This window comes from Piscibacillus salipiscarius JCM 13188, assembly GCF_001311865.1.
Taxonomy (GTDB): Bacteria; Bacillota; Bacilli; order Bacillales; family Alkalibacillaceae; genus Piscibacillus; species Piscibacillus salipiscarius.
Genome location: NZ_BBCD01000026.1, coordinates 21,832 through 41,367, shown reverse-complemented (window position 1 = coordinate 41,367; position 19,536 = coordinate 21,832). Strand labels below are relative to the sequence as shown.

The 19,536-nt window shown below is 35.4% G+C and carries 13 protein-coding genes and 9 pseudogenes; 10 read left to right on the top strand and 12 right to left on the bottom strand.

The annotated features are described in order from the left end of the window. Nucleotides 1-13: 13 nt before the first annotated feature. From JCM13188_RS14710 to JCM13188_RS14700, 3 genes and pseudogenes are all read right to left on the bottom strand, one after another. The gene (locus tag JCM13188_RS14710; RefSeq protein WP_054754741.1) at nt 14-682 is read right to left on the bottom strand and encodes a potassium channel family protein; all 669 of its coding nucleotides are present in this window, start codon (nt 680-682) and stop codon (nt 14-16) included. A 145-nt stretch (nt 683-827) separates the two neighbouring features. Beyond that, nucleotides 828-2,652, bottom strand: a pseudogene (locus JCM13188_RS14705) (ABC transporter ATP-binding protein). Nucleotides 2,653-2,665: 13 nt separating this feature from the next. After that, a pseudogene (locus JCM13188_RS14700) lies at nt 2,666-4,421 on the bottom strand (ABC transporter ATP-binding protein). A gap of 303 nt (nt 4,422-4,724) precedes the next feature. Here JCM13188_RS14700 and JCM13188_RS21860 point away from each other — a divergent pair. Further along, nucleotides 4,725-6,053 (top strand): annotated as a pseudogene (locus tag JCM13188_RS21860) (FAD-dependent oxidoreductase). Nucleotides 6,054-6,743: 690 nt separating this feature from the next. Here the strand turns inward: JCM13188_RS21860 and JCM13188_RS14690 are convergent. The 3 genes and pseudogenes from JCM13188_RS14690 to JCM13188_RS14680 all read right to left on the bottom strand — a co-directional run bounded on the left by JCM13188_RS14690 (nt 6,744) and on the right by JCM13188_RS14680 (nt 9,049). Beyond that, nucleotides 6,744-7,856, bottom strand: a pseudogene (locus tag JCM13188_RS14690) (N-acetyldiaminopimelate deacetylase). Between the two features lie 79 nt (nt 7,857-7,935). Further along, nucleotides 7,936-8,656, bottom strand: a pseudogene (dapD, locus tag JCM13188_RS14685) (2,3,4,5-tetrahydropyridine-2,6-dicarboxylate N-acetyltransferase). A 63-nt stretch (nt 8,657-8,719) separates the two neighbouring features. Beyond that, nucleotides 8,720-9,049, bottom strand: a complete 330-nt coding sequence (locus JCM13188_RS14680) for a CBS domain-containing protein (protein WP_279401937.1) — start codon at nt 9,047-9,049, stop codon at nt 8,720-8,722. A gap of 258 nt (nt 9,050-9,307) precedes the next feature. Between JCM13188_RS14680 and trhA the strand changes: the two genes are divergently transcribed. Next, on the top strand, nt 9,308-9,946 hold the full coding sequence (gene trhA, locus JCM13188_RS14675; protein ID WP_054754740.1) for a PAQR family membrane homeostasis protein TrhA: 639 nt from the start codon (nt 9,308-9,310) through the stop codon (nt 9,944-9,946). Nucleotides 9,947-10,031: 85 nt separating this feature from the next. Here the strand turns inward: trhA and fadH are convergent. Next, nucleotides 10,032-10,797, bottom strand: a pseudogene (fadH, locus tag JCM13188_RS14670) (2,4-dienoyl-CoA reductase). Nucleotides 10,798-11,029: 232 nt separating this feature from the next. Between fadH and JCM13188_RS14665 the strand changes: the two are divergent. After that, on the top strand, nt 11,030-11,803 hold the full coding sequence (locus tag JCM13188_RS14665; RefSeq protein ID WP_279401936.1) for a metallophosphoesterase: 774 nt from the start codon (nt 11,030-11,032) through the stop codon (nt 11,801-11,803). A 133-nt stretch (nt 11,804-11,936) separates the two neighbouring features. After that, entirely contained in the window at nt 11,937-12,524 is a 588-nt protein-coding gene (locus JCM13188_RS14660; RefSeq protein WP_054754739.1) for an SCO family protein, read from the top strand. Between the two features lie 270 nt (nt 12,525-12,794). On the opposite strand, the gene JCM13188_RS14655 is transcribed toward JCM13188_RS14660, so the two are convergent. Continuing rightward, complete coding sequence (locus JCM13188_RS14655; protein ID WP_054754738.1) at nt 12,795-13,145, bottom strand: hypothetical protein; 351 nt, start codon at nt 13,143-13,145, stop codon at nt 12,795-12,797. 41 nt (nt 13,146-13,186) lie between these two features. Between JCM13188_RS14655 and JCM13188_RS14650 the strand changes: the two are divergent. Both JCM13188_RS14650 and JCM13188_RS14645 read left to right on the top strand, forming a co-directional pair. Continuing rightward, nucleotides 13,187-13,913: pseudogene (locus JCM13188_RS14650) on the top strand (ZIP family metal transporter). 23 nt (nt 13,914-13,936) lie between these two features. After that, nucleotides 13,937-15,099 (top strand): annotated as a pseudogene (locus JCM13188_RS14645) (aminotransferase A). A 7-nt stretch (nt 15,100-15,106) separates the two neighbouring features. Here the strand turns inward: JCM13188_RS14645 and JCM13188_RS19655 are convergent. After that, entirely contained in the window at nt 15,107-15,283 is a 177-nt protein-coding gene (locus tag JCM13188_RS19655) for a Spo0E family sporulation regulatory protein-aspartic acid phosphatase (RefSeq protein WP_279401935.1), read from the bottom strand. Between the two features lie 223 nt (nt 15,284-15,506). On the opposite strand from JCM13188_RS19655, the gene lepB reads away from it, so the two are divergent. Then, complete coding sequence (gene lepB, locus JCM13188_RS14640; RefSeq protein WP_369405071.1) at nt 15,507-16,016, top strand: signal peptidase I; 510 nt, start codon at nt 15,507-15,509, stop codon at nt 16,014-16,016. 60 nt (nt 16,017-16,076) lie between these two features. Here lepB and JCM13188_RS19650 read toward each other — a convergent pair whose 3' ends face one another. The 3 genes and pseudogenes from JCM13188_RS19650 to JCM13188_RS19645 all read right to left on the bottom strand — a co-directional run bounded on the left by JCM13188_RS19650 (nt 16,077) and on the right by JCM13188_RS19645 (nt 16,740). After that, nucleotides 16,077-16,211 (bottom strand): YvrJ family protein, encoded by a 135-nt coding sequence (locus JCM13188_RS19650; protein WP_279401934.1) that lies wholly within the window; start codon nt 16,209-16,211, stop codon nt 16,077-16,079. 57 nt (nt 16,212-16,268) lie between these two features. Then, nucleotides 16,269-16,487 carry a DUF2922 domain-containing protein gene (locus JCM13188_RS14635; RefSeq protein WP_054754736.1) on the bottom strand — a complete coding sequence of 73 codons (219 nt, stop codon included), beginning with the start codon at nt 16,485-16,487 and terminating at the stop codon, nt 16,269-16,271. A 32-nt stretch (nt 16,488-16,519) separates the two neighbouring features. Beyond that, nucleotides 16,520-16,740, bottom strand: a pseudogene (locus tag JCM13188_RS19645) (DUF1659 domain-containing protein). Nucleotides 16,741-17,134: 394 nt separating this feature from the next. Between JCM13188_RS19645 and JCM13188_RS14630 the strand changes: the two are divergent. Genes JCM13188_RS14630 through JCM13188_RS14620 form a run of 3 tightly spaced genes read left to right on the top strand, consistent with a single transcriptional unit; the run spans nt 17,135 to nt 19,514 of the window. Beyond that, nucleotides 17,135-18,250: a hypothetical protein gene (locus JCM13188_RS14630; protein ID WP_279401932.1), complete on the top strand. Its 1,116-nt coding sequence runs from the start codon at nt 17,135-17,137 to the stop codon at nt 18,248-18,250. Between the two features lie 11 nt (nt 18,251-18,261). Continuing rightward, nucleotides 18,262-18,564 carry a hypothetical protein gene (locus JCM13188_RS14625; RefSeq protein ID WP_054754734.1) on the top strand — a complete coding sequence of 101 codons (303 nt, stop codon included), beginning with the start codon at nt 18,262-18,264 and terminating at the stop codon, nt 18,562-18,564. Continuing rightward, nucleotides 18,561-19,514, top strand: coding sequence for a S1C family serine protease (locus JCM13188_RS14620; RefSeq protein WP_369405074.1), 954 nt, complete (start codon nt 18,561-18,563; stop codon nt 19,512-19,514). Before JCM13188_RS14625 ends, JCM13188_RS14620 begins: the two co-directional genes overlap by 4 nt. Nucleotides 19,515-19,536: the final 22 nt, after the last annotated feature.

The following is a 19,536-nucleotide window of genomic DNA, read 5'->3' as shown; positions in this document are numbered from 1 at the left end:
GTTTTTTCTTATATTAATCATCTTCAATTACAAGTGCTTTCTCAAACCTTGATATATCTTTATCTGCACCGATAATTATTAGTACATCATCATATAAAATTTTCTCATTCGCCATTGGAGATACATTAATTTCTTTTCCGCGCTTTATCGCAACAACGTTACACCCAAACTTAGCCCGAATATCTAACTCCATTAATGTCTTACCTTGCATTTTCTCCCCTGCTTTAATCTCAACGACGCTGTATTCATCTGATAACTCAAGATAATCTAACACATTACTTGAGATAATACTATGGGCAATTCGTTTTCCCATGTCACGTTCAGGGTGAACAATATCATCAGCGCCAATCTTTTCTAAGATTTTCTCATGATAATCGTTTTGAGCTTTTACAGTAATTCGTTTGACACCAATTTCTCTTAAAAGTAATGTCGTTAAAATACTTGCATGAATATTATCACCAATAGCTACAATCACATGATCTATGTTTCTAAAGCCTAATTCTTTTAAAGCCATTTCATCTGTAGAATCAGCAATCACTGAATCTGAAGCGATCTCTTTGTATTCATTCACTTTATCTTCATCTAGGTCTAAAGCAAGAACCTCTTTACCTTCTTTACTCAGTTCCTTGCAAATACTTCCACCGAAACGACCTAAGCCAATGACACCATATAACTTACTCATATTTTGTTCCTCCTAAAGCTATATCTGACAACAAGTCTACCATATTTCCATTGGTTTGTATCTAAATTATTGATCTGAATTTTTATTATATAAATGCATAAAATTCACAAGACACAACCGCGTATTACCACGGTTGCGTCTTGTTTTAAAGCTGATCGAGCATTTGGAATTGCGATTTAACTAAACCATAATACTCTCCCTGTTTTTTCATCAGTTCATCATGGTCTCCTTGCTCTAAAATACGTCCATGTTCTAACACAATAATGTTATCAGAGTCACGTATCGTTGATAGTCTGTGGGCAATAATGATTGCTGTACGCCCTTTTAACAATTTCTTAAGTGCATTTTGAATCTTAACTTCTGTTTCTGTATCAATACTTGCTGTAGCTTCATCTAAGATTATGATTTTCGGATTTGCTAACAATGCCCGAGCAAATGATAATAACTGTCTTTCACCGGCTGATAGAATATTCCCTCTTTCTTCTACCTCTGTTTCATAGCCATCAGCTAATCTTTGAATAAATCATCAGCACCAACAACTTTGGCAGCTTCGATAACTTCTTCATCGGAAGCATCAGGTCTACCGAATCTAATATTTTCCATAATCGTTCCTGAGAAAATAAAAGTATCTTGTAAAACGACACTAATATTTTGTCTTAAACCATCTAATTTAACATCCCGTAAATCAACACCATCAATTTTAACGGCCCCTTTAGTGGGATCATAGAAACGGTTTATTAAATTAGCAATTGTAGATTTACCTGACCCTGTGTGTCCAACTAAAGCAACGGTTTGACCTGGCTTCATCTCTAAAGAGATTTCATGAAGAGCAATTCTGTCTTCATCATAAGAGAACTGAACTTGATCAAACACTATGTGTCCTTTAATATCATCTAGTTCAATGGCATTTTCTTTTTCTTTAACATTCGGTTGTTCATCTAAAAATTCAAAGATACGTTCAGATGCTGACATGGCCATTAGTAATTGATTATACATTTGGCCCAACCTTGAAATTGGTTCCCAAAACATACCGATAAAGAACGTAAATGAGATAAATACACCTAGCGTTACAGCAGGATCATTAATAATTAAATATGAACCATAAGCAACAAGAATAATCGTTCCAAAAGCGTTACTCATTTCAACAAACGGTCTAAACATAGCACTTTTTCTAGTTGCTACATTCCAGCTTTGGAAGGTTTCCTCATTAACACCATGGAAGTATTCAGTATTATTATCCTCTTGTGAGAATGATTGGGTGATTCTTACACCTTGAATGCTCTCGTTTAAGTGTGAATTAACACGAGATTGCTGAATTCGTACTTGTTGCCATGAACGACGAATGTTTTTTCTAAGTTTAGTTGAAATATAGAACATGATTGGGATAATGACCATCACGCTAATGCCAGCTTAGGACTAATCACAAGTAAAATGACCACAATACTGATCAATGTGATAATATCCATTAATAAGTTAATAATCCCATTTGTAAATAATTCTTGCAGTGAGTTAATATCATTCATAATTCTCACAATGATACTTCCTGCTGAACGATTATCGAAAAACCGATTTGAAAGTCTTTGTACATGCGAAAACAAATGATGTCTTAAATCATATACGACGTTCTGACCTAATATATTGACATATTTAATTCTTACGGCATTTCCAATATAGCTTAATAAATACATAACCGCTATACCAATTACAAATTGTATGAGTAAATTATAATCTCCACTTGGTAATACCTGATCAACAATATAAGTACCAATAATGATCGGTACTGCAAGCCTTACCACTGTCGAGATAAGCATAGCAATAACCGCAATTGGCAGTACTGTTTTTGCATACGGCTTAACGTATTTAAGTAATCTTACAAGTTGCTGCCAGTTAAAAGGCTTATCAACTGGAATATCTTGAGTGTAACGAAATCTCTTTAAATGAGGGCTCTTTGCCTTCATCGTTTCTGCCATATGTCTCCCCCCCTTAAGCGTGCTGTTTAGTCTTTCCCAAAATCGCTTCCTTATCTTGATACTGTATGTCGTAGATTCGTTGATACGGTCCTCCATTACTTAATAACTCTTCATGTTTACCGCGTTCTACAATATTTCCATCCTCGAGTACTAAAATTTCATCAGCGTGCTTTAGTGATGAAATACGATGCGCAATAATGAATGTTGTGCGTCCTTTCATCACTTCTTAGCGCTTTTTGAATCTTAAACTCTGTTTCCATATCTACAGCTGAAGTAGCATCGTCTAATACAAGAACTTTAGGGTTTATTAGAATCGCGCGCGCAATAGATATACGTTGCTTCTGACCTCCAGATAGACCCATACCTCGTTCACCAAGTAACGTATCATATCCATTAGGCATCTCCATGATAAAGTCATGTGCTTGAGCTCGTTTTGCGGCATCAATAATTTCATCCATTGAAGCCTCAGGATTACCGTAAGCAATATTATCCTTAATCGATGTAGAAAATAAAAATGGCTCTTGTAAGACGAAGCCTATGTGCTTTCTCATATCTTTTAAGGAATAATCTGAAATTGGTTTGCCATCTAAAAGAACCTCACCTTGCTCTGGTTCATAGAATCTTGTAATCAATTGTGTAATACTTGTTTTACCTGAACCAGTCGCACCGATTAAACCAATGGTCTTTCCTGGAGGTGCATCAAATGATACATTTTTAAGCGCCTCATCGTCGTCCTCAACATAAGTTAAAGTGACATCGTTAAATGCAATATGGCCTTTAACGTTTTTACTCTCAATAGGACTTGTTGCATCTTTAATTTCATCTTCAGATTCTAGAATTTCTAACAAACGCTCCCCAGATGCTTTAGATTGAGAGAACATGTTAACAACGAAACCAAAGTTCATAAGTGGACCAACTAAGTACCAGATTAAGTTAAAGTAGGCTGCAATGACACCAATCGATATTGATCCATTCATGTACAGGTAACCACCAAAGGCTAGTAAAACTACAACTGAGATATTACCCATGAACTCCATTAACGGAAAGTATTTCGACCAGATTTTAGCTGTATCTAAATAATGTTGACGGTAGTTATCACCTTTATCTGAAAAGCGACCAATCTCAAAATCTTCTCGAGATAATGATTTAACTGTGTTCATACCTGAAATATTCTCTTGGACACGTGTGTTTAAACGACCAAATGATTTACGGATCCCTCTAAAGGCGGGATGCACTCGTTTATCAAATTTCATAACGATGACTATTAAAAAAGGCATGGATGCCATCGTTGCTAATGCAAGTGGCACTGAATAATAGAACATAACTGAAACACTAGATAAGACGAGTAAAATAATTCTAATTAATTCTGAAAAACCAAAAGACAGGAAAAAGCGGAACAATTCTACGTCCGCAGTCAAACGGGACATTAGGTCCCCTGTTTTGGCATTATCATAATAATGAAATGATAGACGCTGTAACTTTTTATATAATGCATCTCTTAAATTAAAAACTGCTGAAATTCCAAAATAATCCCCCATATATTGATGAAAGAATGTTGCGACTGATTTTAATACCATTAATCCTAAAAATGCTAAACACAACATTGGAACTAAGCTGTAATTTTCTTCACCTATTACACGGTCAACTGTAATTTGGATTACGATTGGATAAACAACCGTAATAATGACCACGAAGAATAATGAAATTAACGATATGAAGAAAAACCGCTTATAAGGCCAATAAAAATCTTTTAGCTTCTTAAAACGTATCCATGATGTTCCCCCTTTTTAAGCTATGAAAGCACTAATTTAGAAAAATTAGTACTTTTATAAATATACCGAGTTCCGAAATAAAATTCTACCCCTTTTAGAGAAAAAATTAAAAATTTATAATAATTATCCTAAGACAAATAGTAACTTTTTACGTCAACACATAGAACGAATTTAAATCAGACCTAAGACCGAGAAGATTTTAAAAATACGTTATGTGGTATATTAATAAAGTAGATGGACTTATATACTTTAAATTTGGCCTGTTCATTAAGAGCAGGCTTTTTCATAAGGAGTGGTTCAATGAAGTATGTCATCATAGGTGGAGATGCTGCAGGAATGAGTGCAGCTATGCAAATTGTTAGAGCTAAACAAAATCATGACATAACTGTTCTAGAGCGTGGCGAGATATACTCATATGGACAGTGTGGTTTACCTTATACCATTAGCGGGATTGTGGATGAGCCTGAAGATGTTATTGCTAGAAGTGTTGAGACGTTTAGAAACAAATATGGAATTAATGCTAAAATTAACCATAATGTAACTAACGTCGATCAGGATAATAAAGAAGTACATGGTACCATTACTACAACTGGCGAGCCATTTAAATATGAATACGACAAACTACTAATAGCTAGTGGTGCTAGTCCCGTCAATCCGAATTGGGATGGCATTGATTTATCTGGTATTTTTCATGTCAAAACGATCCCTGACACAAAAGACATCCTCAGTTATTTAAAGAAAGATGTCAAAAATGTCACCATTGTTGGTGGTGGTTATATTGGATTAGAAATGGCAGAAAACTTTAAGGAAATTGGAAAAAACGTGACCATAATTCAGAGAGGGCATCAGTTGATGAGCCCATTTGATTCAGATATGGCTAAATTAATTCATAACGAAGCTGAAAACAAAACATTAATGTTGTCTTCGGTGAATCAGTAACTGGTTTTTCAGGAATCGAAAAAGTAGAGAAAGTCATAACAGATCAAAATGAATACCCGACTGACTTAGCCATTGTATCAATTGGGATTAAACCGAACACTCAATTCCTAAAACGACGAATTTGAATTTGGTGAAATAGGTGAACTAATCGTTAATGAATACATGCAAACCAACGTTAAAGATGTTTATGCAGCAGGTGACTGCGCGTCTCAATTTAATAAAGTTAAGCAGAAAAATGATTATGTCCCGTTAGGAACTCATGCGAACAAACAAGGGATGATTGCTGGTCAAAACTTAGCTGGTGAATCAGTAACGTTTAAAGGAATGACTGGAACATCTATATTGAAATTTTTAGATTTACAGATTGGTCGTACTGGTTTATCTGAGAAAGAAGCTAACGATTTATCACTTAATTATGACTCTGTCACCATAACGACAAGGCCCGTTGCAGGTTATTATTCTGATGAAGAAACGTTAACGGTTAAGTTAGTGTTTGAAAAAGAAACGAAGCATCTATTAGGCGGCCAAATAATTGGGCATAAAGGTGTGGATAAGCGTATTGATGTATTAGCGACAGCATTATTCCATAACATGACGACAGTTGCGTTATTAGATTTAGACCTCTCCTATGCCCCGCCTTTTAACGGCGTATGGGACCCAATTCAGCAAGCTGCAAAAAGAACGTTATAATTAAATTACGGTTGTCAAAAATTAGTTGTAAAAATAAAAAGAAATGCCCGTTAACTCTACTTAAATGAACTAAACCCCAGTTAGTGGACTAATTAATAAAAGTCCCTAACTGGGGTTTGTTATGTTATTTAACTATCACTGTTATAATGAATTTAATCGCAACATCCTTGTTGCAACGCCGAACTGACCCACATCCTGTGGCCCTCAGCTCGTGCCGTCCCGTAGGAGTCTCGTGTATTTCCAATGCTTAAGATTTACTATAGATTGAGTAAAACAAATTATAATGCTAACCAAACGGACCTACTCGAACAAAACCCAAATGTTGCGGACCATTCGTTGATTGTCGTGATATTATTTTGATTACACTTTTTGTATTTCAGGTTGGCCTGACACTCCTGCGGGAAAGCGAGCCAGGCGAGACCCCGCAGAACGAAACGTTAGTGGAGTTCGAGGAGGCTCGCGGGTCGCCCGAGGAAAGGGAAGGCCTAACCTGAAAGGTTAACCTCAAGTATTTTATCAAGTTATCAGAAGATAACCTACACTCCAACAAATACTGTAGAGCCAAAAAATGAACCCGAATCAGTATCGAGATCATCTTTTAGCTGCCTAGCTTTTTTAAAACTGTCCACTTTCGAGGGTACAGTTCAAAAATGCGGGCATTTCTTTATTTATCTAAAACTTCTTCTTACTTTACACCGATCTAATTGTTCCTGTAACGGCTTCAATCCCAACTGATATCGCGTCTTCATTAGGATTCAGCTTACTATGATGTAAACCATAAGGTGAATCCACACCTAACCAAAACATAAACCCAGGAATTTCTTTAAGGAAATAACCAAAGTCTTCACCAGTCATTGCCTCAGGTGCATCAACGTAATGAATTGACGTACCTTCAAGTGACTTTTTAAATTGACCAACAAGACCTTCATCATTATGAACCATGTAATAATTTGCTCCATAATCAACAGAAGTTTCACAGTCAAACCTAGTTTCGATCCCACTTAATATTCGTTCAATTCCATCTTTTATTAACTGCATTGAATCAGGATGAATCGTTCTAATCGTTCCTTCGACACGTGCATGTTCAGCAATAATATTCTGAACAGTTCCAGCTTGCATTTTCCCTAATGTGACAACAGCTGGTTTTAGAGGGTCACGCATTCTACTAACAATCTGTTGTAACTGAATGTTAAATGTACTTGCAGCCATAATCATATCTTTTGTTTCATGAGGATAAGCTGCATGGCCACCTTTACCTCTAAAGTCTATAAACAACTCACTTGTATTAGCAAAAAGAAGGCCCGGCTTTGAACTCACGGTACCAACAGGTAGTTTCGGGTCAATATGTAGAGCAAAGATCGCATCTGGACTATATGTTTTCATAGGTTCACTTTGCAGCATTGGCTCTGCTCCGCCAGGCCCTTCTTCTGCTGGTTGAAAAAGAAATAATGCGTGATCTTTAGGTCTTTTGATAACTATATCGGTCAACGCTCCAAGTGCAATTGTCATGTGAAAGTCATGACCACAAGCATGCATATATCCATCGTGTTCCGATGCATATTCTAGTTCTGTATTCTCTTCATTGGTAATCCATCGATATCAGTGCGATAAGCTATCGTTTTGTTTCCAACAGTTCCTTCAACAAATACAAATATCCCCCGTTCTCCATGTTTCTACTGTTATGTGCTCTTGAGGTAACGAATGAATATAATTTAATAAATATTGTTGTGTCTTAAATTCCTTAAAACCAATTTCGGGAATTTTATGTAATTCTCTCCTGATTGTTAACCACTGATCACTCATCTATTAATCGACCTTTCTACATTTTTATGAATAAGTTTTAAAAAAAGCGGAACCTGTTAAGATTCCGCTTTAGTTCATATTAATCGTCTAGCTTTCTTAATGCACTCATAATTTCAGTTTTGGATTTTGTTTGGTCATCAATTTCTTTAAGCACTTTAGCTGGTGTACCAGCGACAACCGTATTTGGAGGTACATCTTCAGTTACAATTGCACCAGCAGCGACAACTGCACCTTCCCCTACTGTTACTCCTTCTAAAATAACCGCGTTTGCTCCTACAACTACGCCGTCCTCAATAACAACTGGTTTAGCAGAAGGCGGTTCAATAACTCCGGCTAGTACAGACCCCGCTCCAATATGACAGTTTTTACCAACTGTTGCACGACCGCCTAATACAGCATTCATATCAATCATTGTACCTTCACCAATTGCAGAACCAATATTGATGGATGCTCCCATCATAATAACGACCCCATCACCAATTTCAACTTGATCACGAATGATCGCTCCTGGTTCAATACGTGCATTTATGTTTTTTAAATCCAATAATGGAATAGCTGAGTTACGACGATCGTTTTCTACTACGTAATCATCAATTAGATGACTAAAACGTTCTAGTTCTTCTTTCACTACTTTCCACTCGCCGAAAATAACTCCTGTTTGTTCATCAACAAAACGCTTGAATTCCTTCGCTAAATTCGATACTACTTAGCTTTTTACCTTTGATATACACTTTAACTGGTGTAGATTTTTTTGCATCTGAAATAAATTGAATAATTTCATTCGCATCCATCATTTTCATGTTGAATCCTCCATTAAACAGTTTTACTTTACTTTATCAAAAGGTTAAAATCTTTGACAAGTCTTAACTACGTTGTTGGTAATATTCGTTTCTTAATTGCTTAAGCATCTCTCTTCGTGTATAAATTCCAACCATTCGCTCTCGGTCATCTAACACACAGGCAAATGAATAATCGATTAATACATGTAACACATTCTCAAGTGAATCTGATACATGTACGGTTGGAATATCAACGTTCATAACATCTTCTACTGTTTTGGAATATAATTGTTCAACTTCGATTTTTTCTATTCCAAACATCGCTTCAACTATGTCTGATTTGCTAATAATTCCGCAAAATTTCCCATCTAAATCTAATACTGGTACAGCATTGTATCCAGTTTTCGTTAACACTAGCAATGCATGCTCTAGCGGATTCTTTAGTTGAACATGTGCGACTTTTTTCAGCGTCAATCATATCTTCAGTTACTGGTATCGTTGATAAATCGAAACTCGATAAATCTAACAATATACTCTCCTCCTTATTTAGCACAGGAGTAACACCCAACGTACATTTTAACATAAATACACAAAAAGGTATAACTCGCGCCTACTTTTTATACCCGATTTCATTTATAATAAACAACAGAAAGAGAAAAGAGGGATTTTGATTTGTCACACGAATTTACTCGTAAAGAAGAAGCCGTTAATGCATTTACACATGGACTAGGAGCACTCCTTAGCATTGCCGGACTGGTTATTTTAATAGTTTTTGCTTCGATTCACGGTAATGTTTGGCACGTCGTATCAGTTACAGTTTATGGCGTAACAATGTTAATCATGTATTTATCATCAACAATTGTTCATGCCTTAAAGGATGGGCGGGCAAAAGACATCTTTTTATTTATTGACCACTCTTCGATCTATTTATTTATAGCTGGAACGTATACACCCATCTTATTAGTTCTGCTTAGAGGACAAATCGGTTGGACATTATTTGGGGTCATTTGGGGTGTTGCCATTCTAGGAATCATATTTAAAATCTTTTTTGTTAAAAGATTTATGGTTATCTCTACATTAATTTATATATTGTTAGGTTGGTTTATAGTTTTTGTATGGGATCCACTAGCTGCAGAGATGGAGGTTAGAGGACTCATTTACTTAATAATTGGTGGGATTTTTTATAGTGTAGGAAGCATTTTTTATATGTGGAGAGGCTTTCCGTATCATCATGCAGTTTGGCACTTATTCGTAATAGCAGGAAGCGCATTTCATTTCTTCGCTATCTTGTTTTATATAGTGCTAGTATAATTAAATATATCCTGCCCTATAAGGGGTTCCTTATTACAAAAATGGCTACGAAGTTGATAAATAACTCGTAGCCATTTCCATGTTATTAAAAAGGATATTGATTAAGATGCTGTCCTCCATCTAGCGTTACAACTTCACCATTCATATACTTAGCGTCATTTAAGATAAAGTAAGCTAAATCAGCAATCTCTTCTGGCTCACCTAGTCGTCCTAAAGGGACAGAGTTCAATGTTCGTTTAGCTGCTTCTTCAGATTCCCACAGTTTATCTGCTCCACCTGTTCTGTCAATTGGCCCTGGTGCAATGGCATTTGATCGAATGCCATACTTTCTCCCCCACTCTACTGCTAACGTGCGAGTCAGGTTAAGTACACCTGCTTTCGCTGCAGAAGAATGCGCCACTCCAGGACCCGCATCCCAAGCATATGTAGCTACCATGTTCACAATATTTCCTTTAATTCCGTTATCTATCCAGTGCTTTCCAACCGCATGGCTGCAGTAAAAAAGTTCCGTTCAGCACAATATCGATAACGGCATTCCAGCCATTATAAGACAATTTTTCAATTGGGGCTATAAAGTTACCCGCAGCATTATTCACTAAATGGTGAATTGCACCATATTCCTCTACGGTCTCTTTTACCATTCGCTCAACATCTTCAGTACTTCTAACATCCATCATAACGGTTTTAACAGATAAATTTTGTCCACCTTGAATATCTTCTTTCGCTTGATCAAGACGTTCTTGGTTTCGGCCAGTAATGACGACTCTAGCACCTTCGTTCGCAAATTTCTGTGCCATGTATTTCCCCATTCCACTAGTTCCACCAGTAACGATCACGACTTCGTCTTTCATACATACTCCTCCTTCAAAAACTTTTCTGTTAATACTGAATACTTATTCATTTTCTAATTATTATCTCATATCTTAACCGAAAAAACCATGCTATAATGAATTTAAGGTTTAAAAAAGAGGATGAACAACATGAGCGAGAAAGTATCTAGAAGACATTTTTTTAAAACGTTTAACATTCGGAACATTAAGTGTTATAGGCCTGTCTTACGGTGGTTATTACTATGCACACGATGTGGAGCCCAGGTGGCTAAATATTGTTCAATCAGTTGTTAAATCAAAACGCATCCCTAAATCTTTTAATGACTTTAAAATCGTTCAAATTACTGATACGCATATAGGTTTTCAATATAAAGTAAAAGAGCTAAGAAAATTAATAAATACTGTTAATAATCAGAACCCTGATTTAGTCGTTTTCACAGGGGATCTAACAGATAACCCATCGAAAATGGAGGAATTTACTTATCAAGAAATTATCAGTGTAATGTCCAAAATCAAAGCTCCTTACGGTAAGTATTGGATTTACGGTAATCACGACCATGGCGGATATGGAACGGATCACATTAGAGAAGTTATGAAGGATAGTGGGTTCAAATTATTACAAAATGAAACGACTAAAATCTCAATCAATCAAGACTATATTAATCTATCTGGATTAGATGACATCTTATTAGGCAAACCAGAACCTTCTACTTTAATTCCAAATGCAGAAAAAGAGCAATTCAATGTTCTTCTATGTCATGAGCCGGACTTTGCTAAAACTATGACAAACTACCCATTTGACTTGCAGCTATCAGGTCATAGTCATGGAGGGCAAATTCAGCTTCCTTTTATCGGATATATTGTGACGCCTCACTTAGGAACAGAATACGTGGAAGGCTCCTTTGAATTAGGAGAACGTCCATTAAAGCTTTATGTTTCTAGAGGATTAGGTACAACTAGGTTGCCTTTTCGTTTTCTATGCCGGCCTGAGATTAATGTTTATACACTTCAATCAAACTCTGTTTAAGATCTTGTCAAGGAATTGTTAAAAATGGCAGGTTCTATTTGTTATATTCAACATATAAAAGTGCTAGAATAAAGTTGGATATTGATTGGAGCGTGAATACATTGATTAAAAGTTTAGTATATTATTTTTCACTTTGTCGATTATTGCCTTGATGTCCGCTTGTGGAAGTGATAGCGCTCAAGGTGATGAGAAGCAAAGTGAAGAAAATCAGGAAATTAAACCACAGTACGACCAAGAAGTGCAAGATTTCAGTTTTACTAATCAGGATGGACAAACTGTTTCTTTAGAGGATTTAAAAGGTGAATACTGGGTAGCAGACTTAATTTTCACAAATTGTGAAACAGTATGCCCCCCAATGACAGCTAACATGGCAAAATTACAACAACGTCTTGACGAAGAAGGACTAGATATAAGACTAGTTTCATTCTCAGTAGACCCTCATAACGATAACCCAGAAGCGCTAAAAGCCTTTGGGGATAAACATGGTGCTGATTATAGTAACTGGGATTTTCTAACGGGATATACACAAGAAGACATTGAAAGCTTTGCATCTAATTCATTTAAAGCACTAGTATCAAAAGTTGATGGTGAAGATCAAGTAACACACGGCACTTCTTTTATGCTTGTGTCACCTGAAGGAAAGATGATTAATCGTTTTAATGGAACCTCTTTTGAGGAAGTTGAGAAAATTATAGAATACTTAAATCATTATAAAAAATAGTCTGGCGATATATGCCAGACTATTTTTTAATCATTTCTTATAATTAAATAAACAATCAATCCAATAATTGGAAAAACAATGTACCAATAAGTACAATAATAGCGTATTCCTTACTATTACCTTTTCTTATAGAATCTCGGTAAGCCCAAATGCTAGTAATGATATTTAATAATATTAATAAAACACAAAAATAAGACCCCAAAAATCACTTCCATGTACGAATCCCCCTCTCTCCCTATATGTTAATGTAATATGTCACAGTTGTGAAGATTAGACTAATGGTCTTAAGTAGAAATATTTTGTTTCTAAAATATTGTGATAAATTTTAGCTACGAATGTTATGAAAAAGATCATACCTAGAATTAAAATAGCAATCCATAGTGAACCAAGAACTTCTTTTAGTTCATGCACATCGTTTGAGTAAGAATTTGTGAGTGCTAAAACAGTTAATGTCATGCTCGTCGTACATAATGAGATGATTAAATAATTTAATGTGTAAATACATTTTCGTTTAATTAATTTTAAAATAATGGGCTTTAATATTAAATATGCACAAAATATTAAAATTAAGAAGATTAGACTTCTATACAAATATTCAATTATCATTGGATTTTGAAACATTTTAATCCACTCCTACCTTATATGATGAAAGGGTTCTCAACATGAGTGACGTCATACTTGGAAGTTTACTTGCCGGTCTAGCAACTGGTGTTGGTGCTATTCCTGTACTATTTATCAAAAGATTAACCCATAAATGGCGCGACATATTGCTCGCATTTGCGGGAGGTGTCATGTTAGCTGCTGCCTTATTAAGCCTGATACCAGAAGCTTTAAACTATGGGACTCTGACACAATTAGCGATCGGTTTAATCATCGGAGCAACTGTATTATCATTATTGGAACATTCCATCCCACATATACACGTTGAAAACTTAAATCAATCAATAAAAATTGACCAAAAGGCAATGCTTATAATTGCAGCCATTACACTTCACAACATTCCAGAAGGTTTAGCAACAGGAGTCAGTTATGCTAGTGGTAAAGAAGGTTTGGGAGAAGTGGTTGCCATTGCCATTGGTACTCAAAATGCACCGGAAGGATTTTTAGTAGGATTATTTTAATTCATCAAAATATAAAAGGATGACTGCGTTCATCATAGCTTCTTTAACTGGGCTTGTAGAAGTATTAACCGCTCTTTTAGGTTACTATTTAACAAACTTACTGGATGGATTAGTACCGTATGGACTAGCATTCGCAGCAGGGGCCATGTTGTTTATTATCTATAAGGAATTAATACCTGAAAGTCATGGCGACGGTCATGAACGACCTGCTACCCATTCTTTTATTCTAGGTATATTACTGATGATATCGTTAATAGAAATTTTTTAATTAGAAAGCATGGTGAATTAAACATGGAAGAATATTTAAACCAAAATGTTAAAGATATTGAGATCTCAGGAATTAGAAAGTTTTTAACTTAGTTCAAGGCAAAAAAGATATTGTCTCATTAACCATTGGCCAGCCTGATTTTAAGACGCCCAATCATATTAAAGAAGCTACAAAACAATCACTTGATCAGAACTTTACAACCTACACGCCTAATGCGGGCATACCTGAACTAAGAAAGTCTGTTTCAGACTATGTTAGTGAACAATATCAGCTTCAATATAAGCCGGACGAAGAAGTCATTATAACAGTCGGTGCCTCTCAAGCAATAGATATTACATTAAGAACGATTATTGAACCTGGTGATGAAGTACTTCTACCAGGACCAGTTTACCCTGGATACGAACCTTTGATTAAGTTGGCTGGCGGGAAACCAGTCTATGTAGATACAAGAGAGCACAACTTTAAATTTACATCAGATCTCATTGAGAAACATTTAACTTCAAAAACTAAATGTGTCATTTTGCCATACCCATCGAATCCTACTGGCGTTAGTTTAACAAAGGACGAGCTACGAGACATTGCACAATTATTAAAAGATCAACCAGTCTTTATTCTTGCAGATGAGATTTATCATGAACTAACTTTCGAAAAACCTCATGTTTCGATTGGTGCATTTGATGAGGTTAGAAAACAAACGCTTATTGTTCAAGGAGTTTCAAAGTCTCATTCAATGACGGGATTTAGAATTGGTTTTCTTATGGGTGATTCTAATGTTATGAAACATGTATTAAAGGTTCATCAATATAATGTTTCGTGTGCCACTTCAACAAGTCAATATGCTGCTTTAGAAGCAATGAATAATGGTCTTGAGGATCCTAAAACAATGAGAGAAGCTTACTTAAAGAGAAGAGATTATATAGTTAATCGGCTAGAACATATGGGGGTTGATGTCGTTAAGCCGGATGGAGCTTTTTATGTGTTTCCTAAATTAACTCCACCCGGGCAATCATCATTTGATTTTGGAATAACCTTAGTTGACCATGCCGGATTAGCCCTTGTACCTGGTGACGCGTTTTCCTCGTATGGTCAGGGTTATATGAGAATATCATATGCTTATCATGAAGAGGTATTAAAAGAAGGACTGGACAGATTGGAAGAGTTTTTGCTTAGTCAACAAACAAGATAGGCTTAAGTTACCTTTTTTCATGATTCTTTAAGAACTGATATTCATTTAACAAAGTGTCTAACTGTTGCGACACCTTGATCGACTCATGACTAGTGTAGCCATATTCAGACGCAATATTGATCATATGATTCCTCAGTTTTTCAATATCTTGTTGCAGCTGTTGTAATTGGTTGTAAGACGACACTGTGCTTGTTCCTCCTTACTTGACTACAAAGGTCTTTTCTACTGCTGTACAAGCTTTAATGAATAGTTATATCTTACTACAAATTATCATAAAAGTGTGTAATTTTAATCATTTTAAACTCAATTTAACATCATGTAAAATAATTATAATGAATTTGTTGCTACATACGTAAAATATTGTGGTAGGATATATAATAAAGAACTGAGTTGAGAGGGAGATTTCCTTGAAAAAAGAGATATGGGAATGGACCAAAGCAATTATTATAGCCGTTGTATTAGCGTTTTTTCTAAGGTCTTATGTGTTTGCAACTTCTATAGTAGAAGGAACAAGTATGGATCCTACATTACATAATGGCGAACGAGTCATTTTTAATAAAGCGATATATTTATTTGACGAACCCTCTAGAGGTGATATCGTCATTATCCAGCATCCTAATAAGAACTATGTTAAAAGGGTTATTGGATTACCTAATGAGACCGTCCAAGTTAAAAATGGAGTATTGTATATTAACGGTAATGAAGTAGATCAGGGTTTCTTACCTCCTAATCAGCGTAATGAAACATCCGATTTCGGACCTGAAAAAGTACCGGCTAACCATTACTTTGTAATGGGAGACAATCGCGATATTAGTAAAGATAGCCGAAATGGATTAGGGTACATCCATGAAGATGATATCATTGGAAGGTCAGAGATTGTGATTTATCCTTTTGATCAAGTGTCTTTAACAAGATAGTAAATAAAACACCCGAAACTAACCGTAACTAACCGTAACTACGGAGCTTCGGGTGTTTTTTTATATTAGATGATCGGGTAACCGAAGGATGGATTCATTCAACTCTTCTAGCCTCTTTTCTATTCTGTGCAATAAATAAAATGTAACCAGAATAGGAAAGCCCACTTCAGGAATCCAGTTCACCCAAGTTTCCATTACCTTCACCCCTTTTCGCTAATAGAAAAAGGCCTTATAACAAGGCCTTTTTCAGACTTATACTAGAGAAATCTCTGTGACAGTACGATCAACAATTTGAGCAGTATCAATCGCAACTAAAGGACCACCACTTGATGTGAAAACATTATTAGCAATGATGGTATCCATTGCATTTTTCACCGCTACAGGATCTGCAGGGTCGATTGGATTATCAAGCGATATAGTTGCTACTGAACCTAACTCAGTCTTAAATTTTAATTCAAGTCGTTTAGCCAATTATGTTCCACTCCTTCCTCAAGAATAATGTTTTAGACTTCATTTAAATCAAATGACTCATTGCGTACGATGTTTAGCAAGGTGAATGTTTGTAAGGAACCTAATGCCTCACCAACCGCAAATAACTGATCTGGAGTTGAATCCATATTAATTTGATTGTAAGACTTCTTCTAATAATTGCCTTACCTTCTTCATCAACTCCTGCGTTAAAAACCAACTGCAATTGAGTACTTGTCTTAACTTGACTTGCCATACCCCTCATCCCCCTTTCAACTTTATAATCGAAAAGAAATAAAAAAAAGTGTGGAATGCTTGAAACATTCCACACGGCTCATACGTCCAATTAATTGTAAGTAATTATAAATTTAATGTTTAGCATTGTCGAATACACAATAACCAATAAAAGTTGCTAATAATGCTAAACTGATGATACCCATTGCTATTTCCATTATAGTAATCCTCCTCTGACTTATAATGTTATTAGTTATTATTATTTTAACAAATAAATTATATCATATATATTCGTTTTTTATGAATCGAATTGATGTAAAATAATGTAGAACCCTTTTAAATAAAAGACAGATAAGGTGATTAACTATGCACTACTGCCCGAAATGCGGTGCTAAAACACATGAAGGTGAACAATATTGTGTATCTTGCGGCATCCATCTACCAGAAGATATAAAAACCGATTTGATGAAGAAAAAGAGCCCCAAGGGTTTAATAAATGGTGGCTTGTGCCAATATCTACTTTAATTTTCACATTAATTCTAGCCATTGCTATTCATTTTTACTTAGAATATCAACAAGATCAAGCAAAAGCAACTTATCAAGACGGGGTTGAATTAGCTTTAGAAGGCCAATTTAATAATGCAAAAGATCACTTTGAGCAATCACTAGATTTCAAGAGTAATTATAAAGCTGCCCAGCAAAACCTTGAATTTATGGACATTGCAATTAACATACAAAAATCATTGAATGAAATTGATAAATTGATTAAAGCTGAGTCTTACCAACAAGCTATGAATCTAACAAATGATATTGAAAGCAGATTGAAAAACTATGACGGAGAAGTTGTGAATCTATTACTATCAAATATTGTTGATAAACGAAATGAAATTAAAATCGAGCAAGTTCGAAGTTCACTAGACGAAGATAATGGAATTGACGATTTGAAAATTCAACTCTGGCAAATCGAATCCATCGATTCTGAGGATGCTGATAAATTAGAAAATCAGATGAAAGAACGTATCGTAAACCATTCTTTCAACCGTGCTAACAAAGAATTAAATGAAAATCAATTTTCATCTGCTTTAGCAATTGTAAAAGATGCTTTAAGATACGTTCCAGACAACGAAAAGTTAAAAAGTCTAAAAACAACGATTGAAAAACAACAGGTCGCGTTTGAAACAGAGCAAAACAAACGAATAGAACAAGCCTTAAACCAATATGAAATTGAGCAAGAGAATAATGAGAACGATGCTGTTGAAATCAAGACAATTGAAGCCAAGCTTAACGATGAAGGCAAAATTACAGTTAGCGGTGAGCTTAAAAGTGTTGCAACAGTTCCCATTTATTCATTATCAGTCAAATACTCTCTTCAAAACAAAGACGGCAAGCAGATTTTAGAGAACGAAACATTCCTTTATCCAGAGACACTTTACCCAGAAGAAACTGCGAATTTTGAGTATACTCACTACGATGTAGAAGAAGAAGTGGATATAACTGTTGAAAAGATATCATGGTTTCTTGAAGGGCAATAGGAGTTGATTCAATGCTTAGTAAAAATAATAAAGTCCTTCCCATCAGTCTTTCAGTAGTCACTTTAATAGTGGGATTATTAGCTATATTTGTATACTTTAATTATTGGGAAGATGATGTATTAGCAACAGAAAACGGTTTGGTCAAAGTAGTAGAAAATGAAAACAATAACGAAATGAAAGATCTACAAACGATCATCCATGAAGCAGAAAAATATGTCGTACAAATTGAAGCAGTTGGTTCTTCAACTGAAAGTGAAGGATCCGGTTTTCTTTTTAATGACAAAGGTGATATCGTAACGAATGCCCATGTATAGATAATGCAACAGATATTTTTGTCAAAACGTCTGATGGTACATCTACTTACCCAGCAGCTTTAATCGACATGAATGAAAAGAAAGACATAGCAGTACTACGAGTGCCTCAACTCAAAAATCAAGGTTCAGTTAACATAAATCCTAATTTTGAACCTAATATAGGAGACGAAATCATTGCAGTGGGGTCTCCTCACGGTTATGCAGGTACTTTTACTGACGGGATTATTTCAGCAAAAAATAGAAGCTTTTCTGTTAATAACTCAGAATACAAAAATCTTTATCAAATTTCAGCCAGTATTCTTCAAGGTAATAGTGGCGGACCTTTAATCCATAAAGAAACTGGTCTAATCATTGGAATTAATGCTGCAGCTAGTAAAGATGGTAACATAGGTTTCACAATTCCGATCTCACAAGTATATGACATGATTCAAATGTGGTCTGATGTCGCAGATGATGAAGAATTAAACTTTGAAATTGACCCGAAAGCTTATCAATCAGTGGATGCAAGTTCATTAAGGAATGACGCAGAGTATATTGTGAATTATTATTACGATACATTAAATGTAAGAGATTACTTTGCAGCCTATTCTCTTTTAGGCAGTGAAGAACAAATTAAAAGAAGCTATCAAGATTTTAGGGATTTAAGTGTTCAGTCAATCAATATTAATGTTCAAAATATTGAACTGGGTGAACCTGAAGAAGATTCAATTAAGGTTACCGCATTCGCTGATCACTCCATTCGTAAAAATGAAGAAATTTTAGAGACACATCATTATAAATCTGTCTTCACTGTTGGCTACGAAAATGATCAACTGAAAATATTATCGCTAAATCGGGAATTGTTATCTAAAACAGAACAAGAAATTAAAGAAGAACCTAAAAAAATCAATCTGATCAACAATCTTAAAAGAACGGCATTTGCCGTTCTTTATTTCATTTATATAGGTTAATATCCTTAGCATTACAAACGCG